The sequence below is a fragment of the Zymobacter palmae genome, assembly GCF_003610015.1.
Classification (GTDB): Bacteria; Pseudomonadota; Gammaproteobacteria; order Pseudomonadales; family Halomonadaceae; genus Zymobacter; species Zymobacter palmae.
In genome coordinates this window covers 119,618-145,636 of sequence record NZ_AP018933.1, presented here as the reverse complement: position 1 = coordinate 145,636, position 26,019 = coordinate 119,618, and the positions used below count along the sequence as shown (strand labels likewise).

The 26,019-nt window shown below is 49.9% G+C and carries 21 protein-coding genes; 6 read left to right on the top strand and 15 right to left on the bottom strand.

The window, feature by feature from the left end:
* Nucleotides 1-75 precede the first annotated feature (75 nt).
* From ZBT109_RS00640 to pyrE, 6 genes are all read right to left on the bottom strand, one after another.
* Entirely contained in the window at nt 76-1,737 is a 1,662-nt protein-coding gene (locus ZBT109_RS00640) for a glycoside hydrolase family 13 protein (protein WP_027704459.1), read from the bottom strand.
* A gap of 268 nt (nt 1,738-2,005) precedes the next feature.
* Nucleotides 2,006-2,755: a carbonic anhydrase gene (locus tag ZBT109_RS00635; protein WP_197714357.1), complete on the bottom strand. Its 750-nt coding sequence runs from the start codon at nt 2,753-2,755 to the stop codon at nt 2,006-2,008.
* A gap of 123 nt (nt 2,756-2,878) precedes the next feature.
* Nucleotides 2,879-3,346: a tRNA (uridine(34)/cytosine(34)/5-carboxymethylaminomethyluridine(34)-2'-O)-methyltransferase TrmL gene (gene trmL, locus ZBT109_RS00630; protein ID WP_027704457.1), complete on the bottom strand. Its 468-nt coding sequence runs from the start codon at nt 3,344-3,346 to the stop codon at nt 2,879-2,881.
* An 84-nt stretch (nt 3,347-3,430) separates the two neighbouring features.
* Nucleotides 3,431-3,787: a hypothetical protein gene (locus ZBT109_RS13990; RefSeq protein WP_051523643.1), complete on the bottom strand. Its 357-nt coding sequence runs from the start codon at nt 3,785-3,787 to the stop codon at nt 3,431-3,433.
* 302 nt (nt 3,788-4,089) lie between these two features.
* Nucleotides 4,090-4,656 carry a YfaZ family outer membrane protein gene (locus ZBT109_RS00620; protein WP_038277549.1) on the bottom strand — a complete coding sequence of 189 codons (567 nt, stop codon included), beginning with the start codon at nt 4,654-4,656 and terminating at the stop codon, nt 4,090-4,092.
* A 162-nt stretch (nt 4,657-4,818) separates the two neighbouring features.
* Nucleotides 4,819-5,472: an orotate phosphoribosyltransferase gene (gene pyrE, locus ZBT109_RS00615; protein ID WP_027704455.1), complete on the bottom strand. Its 654-nt coding sequence runs from the start codon at nt 5,470-5,472 to the stop codon at nt 4,819-4,821.
* A gap of 122 nt (nt 5,473-5,594) precedes the next feature.
* Here pyrE and ZBT109_RS00610 point away from each other — a divergent pair, with 122 nt between their 5' ends.
* The gene (locus ZBT109_RS00610; protein WP_027704454.1) at nt 5,595-6,356 is read left to right on the top strand and encodes an exodeoxyribonuclease III; all 762 of its coding nucleotides are present in this window, start codon (nt 5,595-5,597) and stop codon (nt 6,354-6,356) included.
* Nucleotides 6,357-6,421: 65 nt separating this feature from the next.
* Here ZBT109_RS00610 and hemG read toward each other — a convergent pair whose 3' ends face one another.
* On the bottom strand, nt 6,422-6,970 hold the full coding sequence (hemG, locus tag ZBT109_RS00605) for a menaquinone-dependent protoporphyrinogen IX dehydrogenase (protein WP_027704453.1): 549 nt from the start codon (nt 6,968-6,970) through the stop codon (nt 6,422-6,424).
* A 204-nt stretch (nt 6,971-7,174) separates the two neighbouring features.
* Complete coding sequence (rph, locus tag ZBT109_RS00600) at nt 7,175-7,897, bottom strand: ribonuclease PH (RefSeq protein WP_027704452.1); 723 nt, start codon at nt 7,895-7,897, stop codon at nt 7,175-7,177.
* Between the two features lie 236 nt (nt 7,898-8,133).
* Here rph and ZBT109_RS00595 point away from each other — a divergent pair, with 236 nt between their 5' ends.
* The 3 genes from ZBT109_RS00595 to mgtA all read left to right on the top strand — a co-directional run bounded on the left by ZBT109_RS00595 (nt 8,134) and on the right by mgtA (nt 14,127).
* Entirely contained in the window at nt 8,134-8,997 is an 864-nt protein-coding gene (locus ZBT109_RS00595; protein ID WP_027704451.1) for a YicC/YloC family endoribonuclease, read from the top strand.
* A 51-nt stretch (nt 8,998-9,048) separates the two neighbouring features.
* The gene (locus ZBT109_RS00590) at nt 9,049-11,121 is read left to right on the top strand and encodes a hypothetical protein (RefSeq protein WP_027704450.1); all 2,073 of its coding nucleotides are present in this window, start codon (nt 9,049-9,051) and stop codon (nt 11,119-11,121) included.
* Between the two features lie 273 nt (nt 11,122-11,394).
* On the top strand, nt 11,395-14,127 hold the full coding sequence (gene mgtA, locus ZBT109_RS00585; RefSeq protein ID WP_027704449.1) for a magnesium-translocating P-type ATPase: 2,733 nt from the start codon (nt 11,395-11,397) through the stop codon (nt 14,125-14,127).
* Between the two features lie 102 nt (nt 14,128-14,229).
* Here the strand turns inward: mgtA and ZBT109_RS00580 are convergent, their stop codons facing one another.
* Nucleotides 14,230-14,787, bottom strand: coding sequence for a sugar O-acetyltransferase (locus ZBT109_RS00580; RefSeq protein ID WP_027704448.1), 558 nt, complete (start codon nt 14,785-14,787; stop codon nt 14,230-14,232).
* A gap of 54 nt (nt 14,788-14,841) precedes the next feature.
* A complete protein-coding gene (locus ZBT109_RS00575; protein ID WP_027704447.1) occupies nt 14,842-15,384 on the bottom strand; it encodes a TetR/AcrR family transcriptional regulator in 543 nt (180 codons plus the stop codon).
* 205 nt (nt 15,385-15,589) lie between these two features.
* Here ZBT109_RS00575 and ZBT109_RS00570 point away from each other — a divergent pair, with 205 nt between their 5' ends.
* Entirely contained in the window at nt 15,590-15,877 is a 288-nt protein-coding gene (locus ZBT109_RS00570; RefSeq protein WP_038277545.1) for a YciI family protein, read from the top strand.
* A 59-nt stretch (nt 15,878-15,936) separates the two neighbouring features.
* On the opposite strand, the gene ZBT109_RS13485 is transcribed toward ZBT109_RS00570, so the two are convergent.
* Genes ZBT109_RS13485 through ZBT109_RS00550 form a run of 3 tightly spaced genes read right to left on the bottom strand, consistent with a single transcriptional unit; the run spans nt 15,937 to nt 21,368 of the window.
* Nucleotides 15,937-16,827, bottom strand: a complete 891-nt coding sequence (locus tag ZBT109_RS13485) for a hypothetical protein (protein WP_145984455.1) — start codon at nt 16,825-16,827, stop codon at nt 15,937-15,939.
* On the bottom strand, nt 16,811-20,542 hold the full coding sequence (locus ZBT109_RS00560) for a toxin VasX (RefSeq protein WP_145984454.1): 3,732 nt from the start codon (nt 20,540-20,542) through the stop codon (nt 16,811-16,813). Before ZBT109_RS00560 ends, ZBT109_RS13485 begins: the two co-directional genes overlap by 17 nt.
* Before the next feature lie 28 nt (nt 20,543-20,570).
* Nucleotides 20,571-21,368 carry a DUF4123 domain-containing protein gene (locus tag ZBT109_RS00550; protein ID WP_027704442.1) on the bottom strand — a complete coding sequence of 266 codons (798 nt, stop codon included), beginning with the start codon at nt 21,366-21,368 and terminating at the stop codon, nt 20,571-20,573.
* A gap of 175 nt (nt 21,369-21,543) precedes the next feature.
* On the opposite strand from ZBT109_RS00550, the gene ZBT109_RS00545 reads away from it, so the two are divergent.
* Entirely contained in the window at nt 21,544-22,053 is a 510-nt protein-coding gene (locus tag ZBT109_RS00545; protein ID WP_027704441.1) for a hypothetical protein, read from the top strand.
* Between the two features lie 156 nt (nt 22,054-22,209).
* On the opposite strand, the gene ggt is transcribed toward ZBT109_RS00545, so the two are convergent.
* The gene (gene ggt / locus ZBT109_RS00540) at nt 22,210-23,958 is read right to left on the bottom strand and encodes a gamma-glutamyltransferase (RefSeq protein WP_027704440.1); all 1,749 of its coding nucleotides are present in this window, start codon (nt 23,956-23,958) and stop codon (nt 22,210-22,212) included.
* Between the two features lie 221 nt (nt 23,959-24,179).
* Nucleotides 24,180-25,733, bottom strand: a complete 1,554-nt coding sequence (locus ZBT109_RS00535) for a SulP family inorganic anion transporter (protein WP_027704439.1) — start codon at nt 25,731-25,733, stop codon at nt 24,180-24,182.
* Nucleotides 25,734-26,019 lie beyond the last annotated feature (286 nt).

Sequence of the window (26,019 nt, the reverse complement as noted above, 5' to 3'; positions counted from 1 at the left end):
TCAATTGAGGGCAGTGCTATCGAATACGATCAATGATCAGTCACGCAACATCCGTGTTTCACGTGACACACTCATTCATGCCTGAGTGTGGGGCATTTCATCCAGTGCCAGCCAGACAGCGGAGTTACCCGGCAACTGCGTCCCCTTATCGATACCCGGGCGGCTCTGGGCGATGACCCGGCCTGCCGGCAGATCCAGTGGTGCATAGCCGAAGTTAATGTAGATGCAGACGCTGCCATTGCGTGCAACCAGTACGTCGTTGCGTGGGGAATCAAACCACTGCAGCGAACCAGTCCCCAGCGCGTTCTGCGTGCGCAGCGCGATCAAGCGACGATAGAGGCTCAGTGTGGAGTGCTTGTCTTTTTCCTGCAGATCAGCGGCATAACCGGCATAGCTGTCCGGCTGAGGCAGCCAACTTTTGTCGCTCGGACTGAAACCGAACGCAGGCGCTTTGGCCTTCCACGGCATCGGAATGCGCTGGCCGTCACGACCGATCATCGTACCGTTGGAATCGAAGAAGCGCGGGTCCTGACGGAAACGCGGTTCCATCGTTGTATGGTTAGGCAGACCCAGCTCTTCACCCTGATACAGATAGAGCGCTCCCGGCAGGATCATCGTCAGCATGATGAGTGCACGCGCACGGTCCAGGCCCAGTTGCTCGTTCGGCTGTTCGGTTGTGCTATCCAGCCCCATTGGGGTTGCGCCCGGAGTGGTCAGGCCCAATCGGGTAGCGATACGCACTTGGTCATGGCTTGAGGTGACCCAGCTACACGGTGCGTTGACCGTACCCATGTTGGTCAGGTACTTGTCGATGATGGCACGGTAGTTGGTAGCTCCCCACTGCGACAGCTGATAGTCGAAGTTGAATGCTTGCTGCAGCTCATCGGAACGCACGTAGTTCACGAGGCGAGAGATCGGCTGCACGTGGAACGCTTCAGCCACCATTACGCGGTCATCATACGTATTGACCAGCTTGCGCCAGCGACGATAGATGTCGTGCACGCCGTCTTGGTCAAACATCGGACCACGGTACTGCTGATCGGTCATCGTTGAGTTTTCCGGCGTGACGTCCGGCAGACCGGCGGCTTTCACTAGGTTATTAGCCGCGTCGATGCGCAGGCCGTCGACACCGCGATCCAGCCAGAATTTCAGAATGTCATCAAAGGCATCCCGAACGGCGGGGTTGTCCCAGTTCAGGTCAATCTGATGGGTAGAGAACAGGTGCAGATACCACTGTTTCTCGCCTGGCACCCGTTTCCAAGCGCTACCACCGAACAGACTGGTCCAGTTGTTGGGTGGCAACTCATTGTTTTCGCCGAGGCCATCGCGGAAGTGGTACCACTCACGTTCAGCGCTGCCCGGTGCGGCAGCCAGTGCACGTTTGAACCACGGGTGCTGGTCAGACGTATGGTTCGGCACTAGGTCAATGATGACGCGGATGCCGTAGGCATGCGCTTCTTTAAGCAGGATATCGAAATCATCCAGCGTACCGAATACCGGATCGACATCGCAGTAGTCGGAAACATCGTAGCCCGCATCAGCCTGAGGAGACGGATAGAACGGCGTCAGCCAGATGCTGTTGATGCCCAAGTTGGCCAGGTATTTAAGGTGCGCTGTAATGCCTTTGAAGTCACCCACACCATCACCATTGCTGTCAGCAAAGGAACGCGGAAAGATTTCGTAGCAAAGGTTGTCGCGCCACCACGGGGCAGTACGCTGTGTAGTCAAAAGTGTCATGTCACTTCCTTGTTATTGTTCTATGACGGGAAAACCGTGCCCTAGCCCATTCGGCATAGGCCGGCAACGCAAACGATAATGCCCCCACCCTACGAAAGTTGATAGCAGATAACGGTGTAGTTCGCAGATCACACCGTATCGCTATATCAGCTCAACCATGCGGCTTTCACCCATAATCGACGCCAAAAAAAGCGCAGCTGATAGAGATGGCTGCGCTTTTTATTCTGCTTATCGCTACATTCTCTTCCTTATAGGAAGAGGGGGATCATCAATCCGTGATGACACGACCATTCAACGGCTGAACCGGGCGGTTATTGTGCTGACCAATGGCCTGTTCGAAAGCGCCCAACTGGGCCAAGCTCAGTTTGACGTGATGATCAAGCACCAGCCAGATGACCCCTTCCGAGCACGGCGGTGTCGTCAGCGAGCCAGAGAAACGATAGTAGTGCAGCGACTGCGGCAGCAGCGCTTTTAGATCGACGGGCTGAGCCAGCGCCGTTTCTTCATGCGGTACGTTCTTCAGCTGATTGATGAACGGCACCAACGCCTTGCTAGGAGCACCATCCTCATACATGACGGCCAACACCAGCGGTTGAGCGTCATGCATAAAGACGAAATGGCCTTCGAGCGGGAACTGCTTACCGTCGAGGGTGTTTTCGCTGGGCGTATGGAAGTGGAACTGCTGCAGGGTGTAAACGTCGCCATCCAGCGTCAGCTGGGTCGGCTTGCCACCCTCTGGAACAACTTCAACGGTATGGCCATTGTTGACGATCTTCTGCTCGCCACTGCCGAGCTTCAGCGCCAGCGGTGCATGACGCGTATGTTCACTGCGGCGGATATTAATGGGCGATTGGTTGTGGCCCATCTTGCATTCGGCAAAGCGAGTGTCCACATCGCCCCAGTGTTCGGGAGAACCGTCACCGGTATAGCCCCAGTGGGCACTTTCAGAGGCATAGGCAGGCAGGGTCATACAGGCCAACAGCGTGGCCGACAGCAGGGTTCTTACGGGGTGCATCATGGAAGGGCGTCCTTCGTTCTTCAGTATCTTCCAACGCTGGTCTTTCAGCGAGAGCCACGTGAGTGAACGCTCTCGTGCAGTGCAGCACCGCGGCCGATCATACACCCTTCACACCACGCCAATTCAATGCAGTGCGCCACTAAACCCCAGTTGACGCCAGCTTTCATACACAACGATTGCGCACGCATTCGACAGGTTGAGGCTACGGCTGTTGGCCTGCATCGGCAGACAGATGCGCTGTTCCGGCGGCAGGCTGTCCAGCAGCGTTTGCGGCAGGCCACGCGTTTCAGGACCGAACACCAATGCATCCCCAACCTGATACTGCGGCACATCATGATGAGTGCGCCCACGCGTCGACAGCGCAAACAGCCGCGTCGGCTGCACCGTCGCGATGAAATCATCCAGCGAGTCATGGATCTGCACCCGAGTCCACTCGTGGTAGTCCAACCCTGCACGTTTTAAGCGACGATCGTCCAGTTCGAAGCCCAGCGGCCGGATCAGGTGCAGTCGATAACCCGTGTTGGCACACAGGCGAATGATGTTACCGGTATTCGGCGCGATTTCGGGTTCGTACAGCACGATGTCGAGCATGGAGAGACGCTACCTGTCATGAACGTAGGAAAGAACTGCGTTCAGTGTACCAACTGCGCGAACGAAAGGGTGATGGATGACGCGTCATCGTGACGACGCGGCACGTTCCTTGGCATGAGGTTTGGCGGCCGCCGTCAGACCGTGTGACTGCCGATAGTCGCGCACGTCCTCATCGGAAACATCGTCCTTGTAGCACAGCGGTGAATAACCGCCCGGCCGCGAGTAGGCACTGCGTCCACCGCATGAACGCCCATTGCGCATAGTGTTGTAGGGACAAGGACAGTTGCCGGGGTAGTCGTCTAGCGACTCCTGAATCATTTGCTGGCGGATAGCGTCATCGCTTACCGCAGCCGCCTGCGACGACACCATAAAGAGCTGGCCTAACAAAGCGATGGCACTGAATATCGCCCGTTTTCTTGTTGATTTTTTAAGGTAATTCATGATCGAAGTTCATCCTTAGAGCGTGCTTCATAACCCTAATACCCATGTCATTGAAGGAAACTTCAAACCACAAAATTGCGGTAAAAGCCGTCTATTTTGGAAAGGGTAAAAGCAATCGCTCAGGTTATGAAACAGTCTCTTAATAGCGTCGATAGTGGCAGACGGTAGATCACTGCTCGGATGATGAAGTTTACGTGTCGAATAACGCTCAGCTCAATAAAAAAGGCAACCCCAAAGGGCTGCCTTTTCCTCAAACGAAGCGGGCAAACGAACTGCCCGTCATGCCTTGGCGCAACAATAGATCAGAAGCCGACGCTGGCACCGATGAACGGGCCGCGATCCAAGCGATGGCTGCCTTCGTTATCGAACTCGGTGCTGAACACGCGGTAACCGCCATAGACGGACACGTCAGCGATCGGATTGAAGCGCACCTGCGCGCCGTATTCCTTGCTGGTGTGTACATCGCCGTGCGCCAGCTGTTTCGGCGTGTAGAAGCCGTAGGCCCCGATTGACGTCATTGGCAGGAAGGTCGGCACGTAAGCGCTACCCCCCACGCTGACGCCGCCGCCATCACCGTAACCGGTGGTCTGGTACTGATAGCGGACGCCCGCAGACAGATCGACGAACGGCACGTACGGGTTGAACATCAGACCAGCAGTGTACGCGCGGTCTTTGTCACCGTGTGCATCGTTATCGCTGCTCTGGAAGAAATCGAAGGTCGTGGAGAACATCGGCAAGATGCTCTGGCGAGCCTGAAGGTTGTAGCCGTGCTTGGTGCCGCTGGCGTTGACGCTGAACGCAGAGGCAGACTGGCTGGCGAACGCCAGCACGGCAGAGGCGGCAATACCGCAAGCGATACGGAGGCGCATTGTCGTTGTCCCTTGCTAGTGAATGGCAGAATGAATGGCGTTGACTCTGTTAACGGCCAAGGCAGAAATAAAATTCACCCTAAACCGCACCAGCATAGAATCTTTTTGCGCATCCATTCCGCCAGAAAGAAGGATTCTTTCAGCAATGACAGCAAGATGGCGTCAGGACTTCACGCCATAACGATCACGATAAAGACGGATTTCTTCGGCATGTGCTTGCAGCGCGTTGTTACCGTGCTGCATCAAGTAGTCAAGCACATTGCTCAACGTGACGATAGGAATGACCGGGATGCCATGACGTTCTTTGATTTCTTCGATGGCCGAACGCTCGCTCTTGCCACGCTCTTCGCGATCGAGGGCCACGACGATACCCGCAGGACGAGCACCCTGACCACGGATGATGTCCAGCGCTTCGTTGATGGCGGTACCCGCCGTGATGACGTCATCAACGATGACGACATCACCCTTGAGCGGTGCCCCCACTAGCGTTCCGCCTTCACCGTGATCCTTGGCCTCCTTGCGATTGTACGCATAGGGGAGGTTGCGCTGATGCTCGACAGAAAGCGCTACACTGGTAGCAGCAACCAACGGGATGCCTTTATAAGCAGGGCCAAACAGCACGTCACATTCCAACCCTGAGCGTTCGAGGGCTTCGGCGTAACAGTGCCCCAGCATACCCAGGGTACGGCCATCGTGGAAAAGTCCGGCATTGAAGAAATAAGGGCTGATGCGCCCGGATTTCAGGGTGAAGGAACCAAAGGAAAGGACGTCGGCTTCAATGGCAGAGGCAATGAAGTCGCGTTGGTAATCGTGCATGCCTGCGCTCCGATCAGGATGACGGGATAAGGTGGGAAAGTTGCGTGAAAAAATCAGCGTAGCCTTGCCCAAAAACGATAAACCTCGGGTATCATACACGCGCGCAAAACAAGGGGCCATGTATGAAGATTGCCAGCGTCAACGTCAACGGCATTCGTGAAGCGGTCGAGCGAGGTTTTCTCGACTGGCTGCACGCACAGGATGCCGATGTCGTGTGTGTCCAGAATCTCAAGACCAAAAGTTTTGAGCTGGACGATAATATCCTCTACCCAGAAGGTTACGAGGGCTATTTCCTAGATGCCGAACAAGATGGAATGTCCGGCGTCGGGCTGTACTGTCGTCAGATTCCCAAGGCCATCATGTATGGGCTGGGGTTCGAACAGTGTGATCATGAAGGGCGCTTCCTGCAGGCCGACTACGACCGATTCAGCGTTGCCTCATTTCTGATGCCAGAAGCGCCGGAAGAGAAACAGCGTTTCATCGAGCAGTACAGCGACTACCTGAATAAGCTGCGCCGCAAGCGCCGCGAGTACATCATCTGCGGCACGTGGCACATCGCGCACCGCACGGTGGATGTCAGTAACTGGCAAGACAACCAGTTCACCGCAGGCTTCCGCGCCGAAGAGCGTGCGTTCATGGATCAGGTGTTCGGCCCGATGGGCTTCGTCGACACGTTCCGCGAAGTCGAACGCGGCGAAAACCAGTTCACCTACTGGCCGAAACTGGATCAGGAAGTACCGCGCAACCGTCAGGAAGGCTGGCGCCTCGACTATCAGGTCGTCGGCCCCAACCTACAGCGCGCAGTGAAAAAGGCGTGGATCGATACGGAAGCGACATTCTCAGAATATGCTCCCATTATCGTTGAGTACTCGCTCTCTGTATAAGACCCGCATCCTTCGCTGCGGGTTTTAGCAGAACCCCAGCGCCCTCTGATGCGCCAGGGGGTGATTCAGCTCCTTTCTTGCAGAACATCCGTTCGCACCTGCTGTACGAACCGGGCGACAGCGTCCCAGTCGGTATACTCGACGTGGGCATGCCGTCCGGTTTCCCCTTTCCCCATCGCCATGATCAGCTGCACCATCAACCGATCCCACCAGCGATACAGATCGTATTTCACCGCCCCAGCAAACGCCGCGCAGTAGCTCGGCTGCCATGCCGTCTTCTCTAAGAACTTGCGCGTGTACACATTGGTTTCCGGCGTATCCTTGCCCGGCTTACGCGCCACCAGACTGACCGAAAAGAACGCTGTCGGCATCGCATTTAGGCGCTCAGTGTGCGCAGCAACGAAGTGGCGAAATACCGGCGCAAAGTGTCCGTAGTGAATGGAGCAGCCCATTACCACCGTTTGGTAGTGATCAAGGGAAAAGTCTTCGGGCAGATGTTCGAGATCAAGGCAGTCACACTGATAGTGTCCGGCAGCTTCGAACAGCTCGGTAATGCGAGCGGCAATGCTGGCCGTCTGGCCTTCGCGGGAGGCATACAGAATGGCGATCTTCATAACGCATCCTTGCGTGGAAAAGGTCGTGAGCGACAGGTCAAAAGAACAAGGCAGCGGTATCAGCAGCGCATCATCACGGATGAATGACATCCGATAGATATGACGCAGACCACCACGCTTATCAATAAAAGCAGCGTACGACAAGAGCATAGAGGAAACGAGGCATGACCGATAAACCGATCATGCCCGTCATTGTGGTGCGGTTTATTCCACCAGACCCAGCGCTTCGCGCTGACAGGCGAACAGCTGGGTACCCGCCTGCTCGGCCAGATCCAGCATGGTGTTCATTTCAGCACGCGAGAACGCGGCTTTCTCAGCGGTGCCCTGCACCTCAATCAGCCCACCGTCTGCGGTCATCACCACGTTAAGATCGGTATCGGCATTGGAGTCTTCGGCATAGTCAAGGTCGACAACCGGCTGACCTTTATAGATACCAACGGACACAGACGCAACCAACTGCTTAAGCGGATCACTCTTGATCATGCGCGTACGCTGCATGTGATGGATAGCATCGATCAGCGCTACGCAGGCACCGGTAATAGAAGCCGTGCGAGTGCCGCCATCCGCCTGGATCACGTCGCAGTCCACTGTGATAGTGAACTCGCCCAGTTTTTTCAGATTGACCGCTGCCCGCAACGAACGCCCGATCAAACGCTGAATCTCCAGCGTGCGGCCACCCTGCTTGCCACGAGAGGCTTCACGGCCACCACGAGTATGCGTCGCACGCGGCAGCATGCCGTACTCCGCCGTCACCCACCCCTTACCTTGACCGCGCAGCCAGCGCGGCACGCCCACCTCGACGGACGCATTGCACAGCACTTTGGTATCCCCGAACTCGACCAGCACCGAGCCTTCAGCATGCTTGGTGTAGTCGCGTGTCAGTCGTACTTCACGCAGGGCATCGTTCGCTCGTCCACTCGGGCGCATTCAAGAACTCCTGTCGAGCAGCGCTCAGGCCGAGCGCTGCAGGTTGTATCATGACGATAACGACGAAGCACAGGCATGACATTGCAGAGGCCCGCCGTCGTTATCCAGCTGCCCACCATTCTAACGTGTCGCCGCGCGTTCGGGTGCACTGTCTGATCACATTCGTTATAAAGAAGCACGCTTCTTTCTGGCACAGCACGCCGTGACCGCCATTCACGCCTTACCGGAGATTCCCCATGATCCGCAGCATGACCGCCTTCACCCGCCAACAACAGCACACAGAATGGGGCCAGCTGACCCTAGAAATTCGCTCCGTCAATCATCGCTACCTGGAAATCGGTTTCCGCCTTCCTCCTGCATTGCTGCCACTCGAAGGGGCCCTAAGAGACAGGCTGCGCAAGGGGTTATCACGCGGTAAGGTAGATGTGACCATAACGCTCGGGATTGAAGGCAGCACGCAGGGCTTCCCCCTTGATCATGATCGGCTTCGCCAGCTTAACGCCGCACTGACCGCCATTCAGGATGAAGTCGACGGCGTACGCGCCCCCGATGCACTGGCGATCCTCAACTATCCCGGCATCATCCGCGACGTCCAACCCAGTGAAGACCATATCGCAGCGGCCGCACTCACCTTGTTCGATAAAGGCCTTGTCGATCTTATAAGTGCGCGTGAACGTGAAGGTAAACGCATCGACACCATGCTCACCACACGCCTAGACGCCATTGACGACCAAGTAGCACACGTCCGCACCCTGATGCCGACGATCATTGAGCGTCAGCAGACACTGCTGAAAGAACGCATCGAAGCGGCCCGCGCCGAGATCGACGAGCAACGACTGGCGGGAGAGATCGCCCTGCTGGTGCAGAAAGCGGATGTAGAAGAAGAGCTGGATCGCCTGACCAGCCACGTCGTAGAAGTACGTGATCAGTTAAAACAGAGCAAACCCGTCGGACGTCGACTAGATTTCTTGATGCAAGAGCTCAACCGCGAAGCGAATACGCTGTCGTCGAAGTCAGTGGTGGCAGAAACCACCAAGTGCGCCGTGGAGCTGAAGGTGCTGATCGAACAGATGCGCGAGCAAGTGCAGAATGTTGAATAATTCATAGTATTAATATTATATTGATTTAAAATCACGTTATTGGATAATCATATGAATATTGATGTTCTTTCTAGGTTTATCGAGGCAACAGATGTATCTACTTTCCGTTCAATAGTAGCTAAGCTTCTTCTTCCACTAATCGGACTTAGAGATGCTGATTATTGTGATGGACCTTACGATGGAGGAAAAGATTTTAGTTTAGCAACAATGCCAGCAACTGGTATTCGCATAGGAATTCAAATTTCTGTTGAAAAAAAATGGGAACCTAAGATTAGAAATGATGCAGTTAAATTGAAAAAAAATTTCAACACAAATACCATGTATTTTATTTCCTCAAGAAGAATTCCCGAAGGAAGTTACGAAAAAATTAAGGAAGAAATATTTTCACAGTCTGGTATCACTATAAACAAATATGACAATCAAGCAATAGCTTCGCGACTAATAGAAAACAACAAAATTAATGAAGTATTTATTCTGATGGGTATAGAAGAACCCGTTTTTTCGAAAAAACAGCAAGAATATCTTAGCCCCAAAAATGAAGCAGTATCATCACTTTTGTTATTTGACGAGAATACCAAAGACCTTCGACAGCGTTTTTTCAAAGCGATTATTATGGCAGTCTTATCTCGAAGTCAAGATGGCTTATCAAGACAAGATCTTTTCGATAAAATAGAAGAGAGCTTTGATATTGAAAAAAATCAGCTTGTACAAATAAACTCAAACATAGACAGTTTGCTACAAACAAGAAAAATAACCACCTATGGAAACATGATAAAATTATCAGAGAATGAAAAAAACAAATTTTTAGGACTAAGGAAAACCACTGAATTAGAACTGGAATCATTAAAATCAGAATTTAAAATAAAAATAACAAGCCTTTCTGAAGACATTGATTTCAATACTCAGAATTTACTCATCAATAATTTCCTCGATTTGACAATCTACCTATCAGGAAAAAGCTACAGCACTTACGATAATGAGCTTAAAAAAAACGAAAAATACAAGATTATTCAAGAGATAATCTCATCAAGATTTGGAATAAATAAAGCATCAAAAATATTTAGAGAGCTTTCAGAGTTTTTTGCCGCTTCAGCTTTTACTAAGCACATAGCATGCGCCAAATTGTATGATGCATTCTTAAATACAAAATCTTCTCATCTTATAAATGCATTAGGCGGAACCGAAAGTTTAAATGTTTATATAGACTCATCCGTATTTATTCCTGTAGTGTGCGGATTATTATTCGAAAAAGTTGGCAATAGATCTTCTCAATCAGCCGCATCTTTATATAATTTAATAAAAACCCACAAATTCAACGCAATTGTTCCTTACGATTATATGGAAGAAGTTGCAAGCCATATTATAGAAGCTTGCCGTGACTACAAACATATAATAGAAGAAGATATAGACTTGTCTCATTCCGGAAATGCATTTGTGAGCCACTACTCTAATTATAAGAAAAAAAATCCTGATATAAATTTTGAAGAATATGTTATGGTATTTAACATTAGACTCAAAGATATTAGCCCAGATATGCCAGACAGCACCTTTTTCTCTATTCGAGATAAGGTCACTCGTGAACTTAGTAGTATTGCTTCTAGGTACAGTTTCTCTACTGAGAAACTCACAGTAGATTATCTTGACAAGAAAATTGAAGCTTATAAAGATTTTATATGCAACGCCGGTATAGAAAGACCCGATGTTTTGATAAGGCATGATGCTAGAGTAATAGAATATTTATCTGGTTATTACATACCATCAAAAATTGTAAAACTCCTCTGTACATGGGATAAGGTCCATTCTATGAAAAATCCAGACGGCAAGGATGGCTACTATGTTATGCATCCAGTTGCAGTTATAGATTATTTTTCTTTAGCAAAAGGAGATGGAGATTCTTCCGTATCGCACCTATTGGATTTTGCGATGATGCAAGAAGAAGCAGACCTTGAATTAAGTTCAAAAATATGGGATATAATAGCCCGAATAGAAAACGAAAATCTATCAGATGGACAGATATTTATTAGCGCAAAAAAATTCAAAGAACAATACATGGAAAAACATGCAAATGATGAAAGAATGGCAGGCAGTCAAGTTGAAAAAGAATGGTTAGCCTGGAGAAAATAATATTATCGCTGCACGTTTTACTTTATTCGTTGACAAAACCCTACGCGTTTTTTGTCCTCTAACAACTTCGGTGCAAGGGCAGCAGGACAGCTCTACTTCCTTTACACCATTCGGCGCGCCACTGCGCGCTGGATCGTTCCTGCTGCCAAGGCAGCACCCTTAACTTAAACGTTCACGGAACACATATGACTGACCCCGAACCTGGACCTACAACCTTGCCTGCCTGACCTGCCACCTCCGGTGTGCTCGGGCAGGCACATTGGAGTATGCACAATGCGTTATTCACTGCTCAAAGCTAGGCTCGCAGACTTTCTGCGTAACCGTCATATGACACGTCACTTCCAACGGCTACTACTGCCAGACAAATATTCACCTTTACGCAAACAAGACATGGGGCTGCAACAAGCAGAAACACTGCGCCGCGCGGCTTATGCGCTACCCGACACCGTCCTGCATCAATTAAACAGCAGCGCTATAGGACTGACTGAAACGCAGGCGGAAACTCTGCGTACGCAGGTCGGCCTGAATGCGCTAGCGCAAGAAGCACCGTTGCACTGGTGGCAACATCTCTGGCTGTGCTACCGCAATCCTTTCAATCTGCTGCTGACACTGCTTGCGGTAGTGTCGTGGCTGACCGAAGACATGCAGGCCACGCTGGTGATCGGCGCAATGGTCATACTGTCCACGCTACTGCGCTTCTGGCAGGAGGGAAAATCCAACCGAGCCGCCGATGCGCTCAAGGCGATGGTTAGTGCAACCGCGTCCGTACGGCGCCCCGCTCAAAACGTTAACGCAAACGTAACACCATCGTTTATCACGACAGAAATTCCGATGGATCAGCTAGTACCGGGCGATGTGGTCGTTCTGGCCGCGGGGGATATGGTTCCTGCTGACTGCCGTGTGCTACAGGCTAAGGACCTGTTCGTGGCTCAGGCCGCCATAACGGGGGAGTCGATGCCCGTCGAGAAGCGCGTTATTCAAGACTCGCCCGATACGATCAATCCATTGGATCTGGATAGCATTGTATTCATGGGCACCAATGTGGTGTCCGGCACAGCAACGGTAGTCGTGCTTGCAACGGGAAGTCATACCTACTTCGGCGCACTAGCATCTCGCGTCACCGCTGTCGATTCAGCACCAACGGCATTTCAGGCCGGTGTGAACAAGGTCAGCTGGCTGCTGATCCGTTTTATGTACGTGATGGCGCCTTTGGTCTTTTTGATCAACGGACTGACCAAAGGGGATTGGACTCAGGCTTTACTGTTTGCGCTCTCCATTGCGGTCGGGCTGACACCAGAAATGCTGCCAATGATCGTCACCTCGACACTCGCTAAAGGGGCGGTGTTCCTGTCTCGCCAGAAGGTTATTGTCAAACGGCTGGACGCTATCCAGAGCTTCGGCGCCATGGACGTGCTGTGCACGGATAAGACCGGCACACTGACCGAAGACCATATCGTACTGGCCCGTCATCTTGATGTGTGGGGTGAAGGCTCCGACCGTGTGCTCGAAATGGCCTACCTCAACAGCTACTACCAGACCGGCCTGAAAAATCTGCTCGACAAGGCGGTACTCGAACATACCGAAGTGCATGGCGCACTGGCCCCGAATACTCACTATCGCAAGGTGGATGAGATTCCGTTCGATTTCGAGCGGCGGCGCATGTCGGTGGTCGTCAGCGAGCGTGAAGATCATCACGAACTGATCTGCAAAGGTGCCGTTGAAGAGATTCTGGCAGTATGCACACATGTACAGCATGGCGAGACAACCGACATGCTGACGCCCGCACTGTTGGCTCGCATACGATGTGTCACTGACGCACTGAACAAGGAAGGTCTGCGCGTGGTAGCGGTAGCCGCAAAAGAAGTACCTCCCAGTAAGGAAACCTATAGCCAATCAGATGAAGGCGAGCTGACGCTGATGGGCTACGTTGCCTTCCTTGATCCTCCCAAGGCCTCTACCGCCCCCGCACTCAAGGCACTGGCCGAACATGGCGTAACGGTAAAAGTACTGACGGGGGACAACGACCGCGTAACGGCCAAGGTCTGTCGTGACGTAGGTCTTGATCACGCTGATGTTGTGATATTGGGCAGCGATATCGACCGCATGGACGATGCGACACTGGCAAAGGCGGTCGCTTGCCATACGCTGTTTGCCAAGCTGACACCTGCGCACAAAGAGCGCGTCGTAGGCAGCCTAAAAAAGAGCGGTCATGTGGTCGGCTTTATGGGAGACGGCATCAATGACGCTCCCGCACTGCGCCGTGCCGATATCGGCATCTCGGTCGATACGGCGGTAGACATCGCCAAGGAAGCGGCTGATATCATCCTGCTCGAAAAAAGCCTGATGGTGCTGGAAGAAGGGATTCAAGAAGGGCGTAGGACCTTTGCCAACATGCTGAAGTACATCAAGATGACGGCCAGTTCCAACTTCGGCAACGTGTTCTCGGTGTTGGTGGCTTCGGTCTTCATTCCATTCTTACCGATGCTGCCCATGCATCTACTCGTGCAGAATCTGCTGTACGACATCTCGCAAACGTCGATTCCGTTCGACCATGTCGACGCGGAACAACTGAAAGTACCTCAGCGCTGGCAGCCCACTGATATTGGGCGTTTCATGCTGTTCTTTGGACCGCTTAGCTCGGTATTCGACATCGTGACGTTCGCCATGATGTGGTCTCTGTTCAAGGCCAATACACCCTCGCAACAAACGCTGTTCCAGTCAGGCTGGTTTGTAGTGGGGCTGTTGACCCAAACGCTGGTCATTCACCTAATCCGCACGGCCAAGGTGCCGTTCGTTCAAAGCAGAGCCGCATGGCCAGTGCTGGTCATGACGGGGCTGATCATGATCATTGGTGTCTGGCTGCCCATGGGGCCCTTGGCAGGTTACTTCAAACTACAGCCGCTACCCGCGACCTATTTCATCTGCCTGCCACTGATCCTAGCTGCCTATATGGCCCTGACTCAGGCCATGAAGCGTATCTATGTTCGACGCTACGGCTGGCAGTAATGCTTGGGTGAGGTTCCATTAAACCGCCTGAAGAGCGAATAGGAATGAAAAAGGGAGCAGGCACATCACGCCCGCTCCCTTTTTCTAATGCAACAATGGGTATCAAAGCGACCGAATCACCTTGCAGGGTGTTCCTGCGGCCACGACATTGGCCGGAATGTCCTTAGTCACTACGCTTCCCGCACCGATCACACTGTTGCTGCCGATAGACACACCCGGCACGATGTTTACCCCTGCACCGATCCAAACGTTGTCGCCAATCGTAATCGGTAGCGCATATTCCAGCCCCTGCACACGCTGTTCGACGTCGAGCGGATGCCCCGCCGTATGAATACCCACGTTAGGGCCAATCAATACGTTATCGCCAATCACGACCTTGTTGCAGTCCAGAATGACCAAATTAACGTTGGCGTAGAAGTTTTCGCCGACCTCGATATTGCGTCCGAAATCGCAAGCGAAAGGCTGCTCAATTATTAGCTGCTTGCCGGTCTTGCCCAGCAGCGCTTTCAGCTGTGCCGTACGCTGCGCAATATCGCGTGGATCGGTAGCGTTATAGACCTGCAGGCGGTATTTCACTTCCATGCGCTCGGCCAGCAGTTCCTCGTCGTTAGCGGCATCGTACAGCTCACCGCACAGTGCCTTTTCACGCTCGGTCTTCATTCACCATGCCTCTTGTCTGTGGGCGATATTGGAAGCCAGTTTCTTAAAGTGCCTCTATAGCTGGGCCAGCTGCTGCACCATGCGAATGACATCCTGCCGTTCAATCGCAATGACGGAGCGATGGATGGTGACCCCTTCAATCAATGCATCAAGCGCCACCACGGCAGTAGGCGAAAAATGTCGCGCCAGCGCACGGCGGCTCTTGTTCATCCAAGTATTCATCACCGACGTCATGGCAGGATGACGGCTGGCAAAGCCATATAGCTCGTAGCTCAACAGCAACGTGCGGGACGATGACGTTACATCACCGAAAATAATGTCTACGACCGCCTCATAGGCCTCTTCTTTCGAATGGGCATCCGCAATGCGCTGCGCGAACACCTGCGATGTTTCATCGGCCAGGCGTGTAAAGGCCGCCGTCAGCAACGTCTCCATACTGGTGAAGTAATAACTCACGGCTCCCAGCGGCACGCCTGCTGCAGCGGCCACCTTGCGATACGTCGTCCCCGCCACACCGTACTCTGCGATCACCTCAAGCGCAGCGGCAGCAATTCGTTCACTGCGTAGGGGATCTTGCTGCCAATGCTTTCCCGTCATACCTACTCCTCCTTACACGTCATCAAGGTGCCAGCCTCGCACATCATGCGAAATTGTACAAACGTACAATTTTATCCCAAACGCATCCTGACCCACTTACGGCAGCGATATAACACGGGAGAAGTGGCAGCTTTATCAGCGTCGTGTAATGATCAAGAACACGGCCTTCAATATGAAAGGTCGGTATACAAAAGAGGAGTGCTCTATGCTTTATATTGCGGTACTGACGTACATCCGTCCTGTAGAGGAAATCGATGCCTGCTTGGCCGACCACATTGCATGGCTGGAAGAAGGCTATCAAGCGGGGGCATTCATCGCTTCAGGGCGACGCGTACCGCGCAATGGCGGAGTCATTCTCGTAAAAGAGGATAGCCTCGAAGACGTCGAAGCACGCTTGAGCCAAGATCCTTTCCAGACCAAAGGACTGGCCAAGGTCGAAGTCATTCCTTTCGAACCCAGCAAGCGCATTGCCGCGCTGGAAGGCGTGATCTAATCCCCCCAAGCCCTCCTGCAAAGCGACCCTGGCAGGAGGGCTCATTGAACGCCTATCCGCTAGCGTTGCTCCAGCTTCCACTGGACGCCCATGTCACTGCCCCGATAGCCTGCACGATAAGAGCGGTGCTCATCCTGCCAGCGCCACGACATCTCCTGAGCTTCGCGGACCTGCTCCGGCGTCATCCGCGCCGCCAGCTTAGCTTTTTCGTCAGCGTACCCTGTACCTGTCAGGTCATACATCATATAGGCACGCACGAAATTGCGAGGTACCAGTTCGCCTTTTTCGTAAAGAGGGGCCAAATATACCGTAGCAAATGCAGTGTCATTAGAAACTTCTCTTTCTAAAAGAGGCACTGCGCTAGGATCATTGCGCCTTATCAATACCTTAGCCAGTTCTATATTATACCTGCCCACATAGTCTTTCTTAAATAATTCTCCTAAAGAATCATCTTTGCTAGCAATATTGATCATATTTTTTAAAACACGTATTAGTTTTCCACAAGCATCTTGGTTACAATAAATGTCTTTTACATTTTTGCTGGTATAAAGATCGTATAGTTTTTCACAAGCACTTACATTATAATCACTACATGATGATAAAAGAAGGGCTTCTCCTTTTTTCAAATTCTCATTATTTGTAATATACAAATTTCCTAAAACAAACCTGGCAGAAGGGTAAAAAGTAGATTTTTCTAACCATGCCTTAGCACTGCTTAGGTTTTGACTTACGCTACCATCAGGAAGCCTGAATTTATAAGCATAAAAAACCCCTATATTCCTTGAGCATAGCCTATCGCCGTTATCAGCACATTTTTTTAAAGCCAAATAGTCATCATGAACTAGTCCTTCTTTTATTTGCGCAACCTCAGTTGCAGCATAAGATTGTGTTACACCCATTAAGCTAGCCAATAAAAAAACAAATAAAAATTTATTATCTAGAAATCGCATAGCTATTACCCCCTTCTTCAATAACCAAAGGAATCCTAAACACATCATCATAAACCCTATTATCTGTCCTTATAACTATCCTCGCCATAACCATATCTTTTGCATTGTTTATGTCATTATCTACGAATATTTTTTTCTTAATTACACAATCAACACGTTCACTATTCTTATTAAAAGACACGGCCTTATCTAAAAAGAAATCTTTTACATTTAGTATATAGTTTAAATCATTATCATCAACAACCAAATTGTCTCCTATTAACCTCCCACCTTTATCGCGTATTTCTTTTTTCACATCATCGATTTCGGTAGAAAAATCTTTCTGAAGAACATCATCAGCATCGCTAGATATTTTCGTATTTTTTGCCATAACAATATTATTTTCTAAATCATTACCTCTGACTATTATGAAAATAGAAGGTTTTTCTATTTTAACTTTTGAATACCCACTAGATAATTCAATATTCATAATACCACAAGTTTTTTCAGGGTAAGTGATCACGAGGGTTACCTCCTTAACTTGTGAGGTCACTCTACAATTTGGAGAAATCCCCCCATCAGGAAGATTACATAAAAAATTCGAATTTTCTCGCTTGGTATCTTCACTGTTTACTTGAGCAGTAATAGTAATTCCTGCCAACAGTGACCGCAAAGATTCTTGTTCTTCATTCATATCACGAAAGGGTTTGCCAAGCACGGTATCTTGTTCTTTCCCAAACTTACTACGCCTAAGCCAAGTTTGTATACATTCTGGCACTAAGCGTTTTTTTATGAACAACGAAGTAATTCCAAATATTATAAGCGATAGAAATGCACCAATGAAAAAAGACGTAATACACAGGCCAATTATGATAGATGATACAAGATCAATTACTATTTTAGATGCCAGTGCTATTTTATCTTGCCTCAAAGCTCCCCTCTTAGTCATATCAGCAAGCTGTACTAACCCCTTCCATGCATCATATACGCTCATCATTGTAATAAGATGAGTCATTCCTTTCGATGCCAAAATACACATTTCACTGTTAACCACATATCGACCTATGCGTCTTACAGCTCGTTCCGACAAGAGCTCCCCATCATGCTCTAAAACCGCCCTAACTTTTGTGTTATCCAGCAATTTTTTACCAATATTCGCACCCTCTTTTATTATCTCTTTTCTAGCTAGGCGAGTGTAACGCCAAGATGCAACATCAGTAATAATTTGAAAAACACTCAACCATGACGAAATACACTTCCACCACAAATCCATATCACGATTATTATTTATTACATCTTTAGTCGCTTTTACACATGCAATGACCACACTCACTTTACCAGAAAGCGTATCGAAGCATTTTTTCTTGCTGCTAAACAAATCAACAAAAGCTTGTTGGTGTTTGTCATGAAAATCCACCACTGAATTAGTAGCAGACATTCTTTTTCCATATGAGTAATTTAAATTTTGTATGGTATCTCGATGCCCAATGACAAAAAAATCTAATTTAGTATTGCTACTTACATCAACATTAGAGAAATTTCCGCCGACTTTATTTAAGTTACTGAAATGCTCTGCGATAGGCCTAGCCTTATCTTCAGGAGCACCGACCAGATTTTCTTGCACAGCATCCGCTAACTTGCTTAACTCTCCCAATGTGAGAGTATATTTTTCCACGGAAACTAAAGGGGGGCCTTGCTCCGATAAAACTTGCGAAACACTTCTTGCAATTTCATTTAAGGTACATAGTCTTCTTTCTCCATTCAAAGCTACCGCATATCTATTAGTAAATGCTTCTTCTTTTGACAACGAATGTGCAAGATCATTTATCCAAGCTGTCGTTGCCACATTGGCATGCACTTGCGCAATTTTCTGCACGGCTTCGTGGTACGTCTGCAGATCCCCTTTATCCCATATCGCTTTCTTCAAAGAGTCGCTTTTCGCTTTATCGTATGCTTTTTTGAATTTTCCATAGCACTTTTGAGCTCCTTTTATTATAGACTTAAGTTCTTCTAATTTGTTTTTCCCTTCCGCAGGGGCCAAATATTCATCAATATCACTAAACACTGTTGGCATATTAAATGTAAAGCCACGCAACAAAATTTTTCCTTCATCATTAAAATTCTGCAGCATATCCCACATCCAGCTACTAGCAGGACTTAATACACCGTGCTGTAAAACATCTGCTATTATTGATGCGACATGCCCACAATGCATAAATGAATTTTCATCGTAACGATTAATCACTCTATGCAGATGAAATATTACCCAAAGACTATAGTCATCATCAAATATAGGTGTATCTCTTTTTATTCTTTCAACATATTTACCAACTACACTATCGATACAATTCCAATCATCCCCATTATAGTAATCCCCTACCTCCTCTACTGCACTATCGCGCTTGGAAATATCTGCTCTTCGGCAAACTGCCCATTCACGCTCATAAGATCTTTTTTTACGTGCCAGATAATTATAATAATCTTCTTCTTTATTTTTAACCACCTTTTGCTTATCTTCTTCCGATAGACTTTCATAATTATAATACATTTTTGTATATCGTTTTATTATATCGGGTATTTCTTTTTTTCTTTCTTCCAGTTCTTCCAAAACTTGTTTATAAGTCTGATTTTGGCCTGGCACAATATAATTTTCATCTACTTCTTCATCCCTTATTTTCATTGACTGCATAATTGCTTGAAACTGCTGAACAGCCAAGTACCACTTATAATTTCTTTCATTTAGTGTCTTATTAGCTGGCTGGTTTGGGTCTTTTGAATCCCCTGGCAGCATGTCCTTACGCAATACAGCAGTAGGGTATGCGCGCTGTGCATCAAGCTGTTCAATAATCCCGACTTCATCCTTAACAGCAAACATAAACCCTTCTGAACCACCATTCATGCACTCAACAGAATCCATATGCTGCCCCAGCACTTCATACGTATCCATTCGAAGTTGACGAGCAATATCACTGGTAACTTTATCTGCGTACCGTCCCTGCCACATCTGGTGCTTCAAAACTTCATACGTATTTCTGTCATCATCATACTCAGGAACAAATTTGGGTATTTCAAAACGTGAAAAGTAGTATGGGCTACTTTTTGGAGAGGATACTTCAAATGCCTGCATATTCGCTTCTCGCCACTCAGGTTGTGAAGCGATCCAATCCAATCGCTCTTCATCCAAAGCAACTTCCAAAAACATAACATGCACTGTGCGACTAACGTGGGGGTCACGCAAAGAAACCAAAGATGCTCGAGCAGGGTGTCCATCTCCTTTAATACAGTTATCCATTGGATTTAATTCATCAAGAGCTTTTGGCGATGCCGCAGGAAAGCCGGTCAATTCACCATTATCATTGACGCCATAACAAATCCAAGCAGGTAGCCCAGGATGATCATCGTATATATATAGATAACCCTTTCTGAGTTTTCTCAAGATATAGCAGCTTTTTGCAGAGCGAGCAGTTCTTCGACCAGACTTGCTTAGACTTTCATTTAGTTTTATATCGGTAAATTTATCCACCTTGCTTTCAGGGAGAGCATAGTCTCCCAAATCATTTATCTCACCAACGGCATAACGAACAGGTAAAAACACCATTCCTTTTTTATTGCACTTATCACAGCCACCAATACCGAATTTTTCTATAACACTTTCCTTGGCTGCTATTTGAATGAGTGTAGATACATTCTGTGATACTTTGCTTGCCGTTGTTACTAATGAGCTTATAACCGTCATCCTTCACCCTGCCAAGTTAAAAAATGGTTTAAAACCAACCAATTTGATTTTTTATATTCACAGCTTCTGCAAAACCTGCACCCTCAGCACACCTTGAAAGAATTTTTTTAAACGAAGGCAGCCGATCAAATTCCTTGCCACATACAAGACCAATCAAGCAGTAAATAGTAATATCTAACTGACTCACAAGACCATAAGATAATGCCTGCCTAACTTGATCATCAGCTTTTTTTGTCGCATCAAAAGGCAAAGGATTTTCCGCTACCTTTTTCCAGATGCTAATGACATGCTTTACTATATCCAAACGCTTTAGTGATTCCCATTGCTCAAAAGTAAAAGACAATTTTTTGCATGATTTATCACTTATCTCAAGGCAATATTCTTTTCCATTAATATCGTAAAACATCCATTTATCGACATAATAAAAAAGGGCGCCTATCTGAGAAGCACTTAAAATTACAACCAAGTGTTGCAATACAAAGGGATCAAAAAACCTTACAAACCCTTTCCGTCCATTAGGGGTCTCCTGATATAAGCTTTTCTCTATTGCGAGTGCTAGGCCAGATAAATTTAAAGATGACGAAATCCATCCACTAAGGCAATATCGCTGATCATCAAATAAATCATCATACCAAGTTCTACTTTCCGCCCATAAGGCCCCATGCCTATCGAGCTTTTGTAATCGCAACTGTCTTTCTATAGTTTCAGGAAAAACAATATTATCTATTGTGTCAATCTTCCCTGTATTTTTATTTAATCGTATTTCAGCAGATGACAACTGCTGAGGATCAAACACACTAGGATCTAACAGCAGATATTCTTTCATTTATTGGATCCCAACTTAATGCTATGTAAATTCATACCATTATACCCAATACAGAAACAGCCTTCACCATATCACCCTAGACACTCAGCTATTTTCTTGGCTTTTATCGCCCTAATGAAAAATCGTATACAAAATATAATTGTCTCCCCCTTATCCCAAGTGAGCACCACCCACAATGACAGCTTTCGCCATCGCGCTATGGGTTGGCTTTCTTGCCCTATGCGTGCTCGGTCTATCAAGATTACAGCTGAGAAAAACCCGAGACGCCCTCTATCCCACACCGCCGATGTTTCCCGTGAAACATCTGAACGACGAGGCCTCGTCGTTACAGCCCAAACCGGTGCTTCCTCACCACCTTCAGGCGTTATTCTGGCAGGTCGTTGAAGCTCGCAAGGGGTTATCCTTAGCGGGGCATTCTCAGGCCATGATTTTGGCCAGTGTACCCTTTGCCTCGTTGATGGAGTCGTGCGGGGAAGATCGCACGCTTCACCAGATGCATTCTCCGCTCGCCGAACTGGTGATCGTTGATGCACAGTTCCTACCACTGGTTGTCTTGAGCACCTCGCCATTGGAGGGATACATAAAAGAGCTGTTGATCAAAGCGGGGATCGGCTATGTCCATGCCCCAGCCAATATGGGAAAGGACGAGCTAATGATGGCGCTTTACAAGACACTCCCTCGCTGAAGCCGTCTTTCCCAACGGTGAGTCAGCACCGCTATTTGTTTGATGAACAGGAAGTACTGCACTAAAAAAAGCGAAGCCATAAGGCCCCGCTTCAGCAACTGCTTCTACCACGAATGTTTCACATGAAACATTCGCAGTGTGTTCGTCTTCCCTCGCTCAATAACCCGCCGCCTGTCCATCACCACGCGGGTCGGTTGCACCGTATTTCATACCCGTCTTCTGATCGATCAGGATCGCACCAGCATGCCCCATAGTGTCGGTATAGCCATCGACGACCTTGATGGGATGACCGCGCTCCTTCAAGGTTTTGATAACCGCAGGATCGACACGCCCCTCGATCTTAAGGTCGTTAGAAGAAGCCCCCCATGTACGGCCATGCAGCCAGCGTGGCGCATTGATCGCATCCTGCGGTGACATGCCAAAGTCGACGATGCGCGTCACAATAGCCGCCTGTGTCTGTGGCTGACCTTCGCCCCCCATCGTGCCGTAAACCAGGTACGGCTTACCATCGCGGGTCAGTAGGGCAGGGTTGAGGGTATGGAACGTACGCTTATGCGGTTCAAGGTGGTTAACGTCTTTCGGATCAAGCGAAAAGAAGCTACCGCGGTTCTGCAGCAGCACGCCTGTGCCTTCCGGTACGATACCTGAACCGAAGTCGTGATAGATGCTCTGAATCAGCGAGACGGCGTTGCCTTCTTTATCAACGACCCCGAACCATACCGTATCGCCTTTAGGATCAAGCGGTTTGATATTGACCTGAGCATGCTGCATGTCGATACGTGCCGCCTGCGCCTTGCCATGCTCGGGCGACAGCAATTGTTTGAGCGGAATAGGGCTAAAATCCGGGTCCGTCAGATATTTGTCTCGATCAGCGAAAGCCTGTTTGGTGGCTTCCACCATTAGGTGGTAATAGTTGGCCGAGCCTTCACCCTGCGCTTTCACATCGAAATTATTAAGGACGTTAAGAATTTCCAGCGAGGCCATGCCCTGCGTATTCGGCGGCAGGTTCCATGCGGTATAGCCACGGTAATTGACGTGCAGTGGTTCAACCCAATCAGCGCGATGATCGGCAAAGTCTTTCAGTGTCAGCATGCCATCGTGCGCCTGCAGATCGGCCACGATGCGCTGCGCGATCTCTCCCGTGTAGAAAGCGCTGGCCCCTTTGTCAGCAATAATGGTGAGCGTACGCGCGAGATCAGGCTGTTTCAGCAACGCACCCACCGGATAGGCCGTATCGTTCTGCGTAAGGAATATCCGCTTGAACTCAGGAAAGCGCTGCAGGTCACGGAAGGTAGTGTCCTTGGGATCGACATTGACGGTTGCCCAGTAATTGAGGCTGGGCGTTACCGGCATGCCGTTCTGGGCATAACCGATGGCCGTCTGAAGCAACGTCTTCCAAGGCAGCGAATGCCCCATGCTGGTAGCCGCGTACTGATAAGCCGCATCCCATCCGGAAACGGCACCCGGGACCGTATTGGCGGCCAGATAGCCGCGAGACGGTATCTTGTCGTATCCCAGCGCGCGATAGTGGTCGATTGTGGCTTTTTCCCCAGCGCGCCCGCTCGCATTGAGCGCCTTCACTTCTCCCGTCTTGGCGTTGTAAATCAGCCAGAAGTTATCCCCACCGATAGTGTTCATCTGCGGATAGACCACCGCCATGGTCGACGCAACGGCGATCGCGGCATCAACAGCGTTGCCGCCCTTGCGCAGAACATCGACGCCCGCCTGCGTCGCCATGTAGTTAGAGGAGGTGACCATGCCGTTGACCGCAATGGGATCGACACAGCGGGAAGGGGTGTCACAGTATTTACCAGCATACGATGTCATGTCGATTTCAGCATGAACAGTCGTCGTAATGGCGGGCAGGATCAGCGTCAGGGTCAGCGCAAGCAGGGGGCGGCTCATCGGCAGCTCTCTCCAAATCAGTGGGACAGGGCTTCGGCACAGCGGAAGCCGCTCACTTCATGCACGGAGCGCGCCAAAAGAAAGCAGACGGATAGAAGACGAGGGATATCAACGCCAACGAGCGCCAATCGAAAAGGCGGGGTAAAAGAACGGCGAGGCCTCATGAAAGCCCCGCCGCATCGTAGTGCATATTGCGCGCCGTTTCAGCGCAGCAATACTGCTCAGGCAGTGGTCAGTTTTTCACCTTCTTCGCCGTCAGGACCTTCCTCCTGCTGGCGAAGTTCGGAGTATTTACTGATCATAACTTCGTTTTCCGGTGACAGACCGCGCAGTTCAACAGTAGTCCCCGTGCGCTGAAGCTCAGCACGAATACGGTCAAGCGTGACGACGGCACAGTGATCCCACAGACGCACCTGACTCATGTCGATGATGGCAAGACGTACATCCGTCAGGCTATCGAATGCGGCATTGAACTTGAGTGCGGAACCGAAGAACAGTTGGCCTTTAACGTTGAACTTGCGCACGCCTTCTTCGACATCCTGCACATCGACGCTCAGCAGACGGCTGAAGCGATAGGTGAAGAAGAATACGTTCAGCAGAATACCCGTCACGACGCCGTACACCAGGTTGTTGGTGGAGACAACGACGACAACCGTAGCGACCATAGTGATGTTGGTCGTTTTCGGCAGCGTGAACAGCTCTTTGAACGAACGCCAGCGGAAAGTACCAATAGCCACCATAGTCATGACGGCCGCCAGCGCTGCCAGCGGAATCTGACCGACCACACCTTTCAGGAAGACGGAAAGGATCAGCACACCGACACCACCGATCAAAGTGGACAGACGCGTACGACCACCAGAAGCCAGGTTCACGGACGTCTGACCAATCATCGCGCAGCCGGCCATACCACCGAACAGGCTAGAAACAATGTTAGCGAGCCCCAAGCCGCGGCATTCACGGTTCTTGTCACTGGGCGTATGGGTGTACTCATCGACCACGGTCGCGGTCATCATGGATTCCAGCAGACCTACGATGGAAACGAGGATTGCCGGTTTCAGGATGATCATGAGCGTTTCGAAGTTCAGCGGAACGTTGAACCACAGGAAGTGCGGCAGCGAATCGGGGAGCTTGCCCTTGTCAGCAACAGTGAGGATTCCCGGCTGCAGGTAAGCACATACGGCCGTCAGCACAATGATGCACACCAGCGGAGATGGGATGATACGGCCCACTTTCGGAATGCGGGGCAGGCCATAGATGATGATCAGACCCACGATGACGAACAGCGGGGAGATCCAGATCGCCGGTGCCATGTGACCGCTTTCAGCCGCTCTGGCCAGCAACGTGCCACGTTCTCGAATGAGCTCGTGCACCTGGGACAGGAACAGCAGGATACCCAGCGCATTGACGAAGCCGTGCAAAATAGGACGTGCAACGAAGCGCATCAGGGTGCCAAGGCGCAACAGGCCGAAGATCAGCTGGATAATCCCGACCAGCATGGTCATCGGGAATAGGTAATCAACCCCGTGATCTTTGACCAACGTGACCATCAGCAGCGCAGTGGCACCGGTTGCAGCAGAGATCATGGCAGGGCGACCGCCAGTGAAGGCGCAGACTACAGCAATGCAGAAGGAAGCGTACAGACCGACCTTGGGGTCTACGCCCGCAATGATCGAGAATGCGATTGCCTCGGGGATCAGCGCCAAGGAAACGACAATGCCGGCCAGTATGTCGTTCTTTGGATTGCCGAACCATTCCTTTTTGGAGAGCATCAACATCAGAAGTTTCCCTCAATAGAACGGTTGAAGGCACTTCTCGGTTCAGGTGACGTCCTATACGTTGGACTTGGGAGGCGACACGACCAAATGTGCTGAACAGGAAAAACCTGCAACACGATAGGGTGTAATGACGTCTTGATCGGTGGCGGTTTCACCCAGCGGTGAAACAGGCCGACAGCTTAAAGCCGCATAGGAAATCCGTGAAACGAGCTGCCTGACTCATAACAACGGGACGTGTGGCATCCACGCAGATAGCGAAGATGCAGACGTCTCTACTTGGGGATAG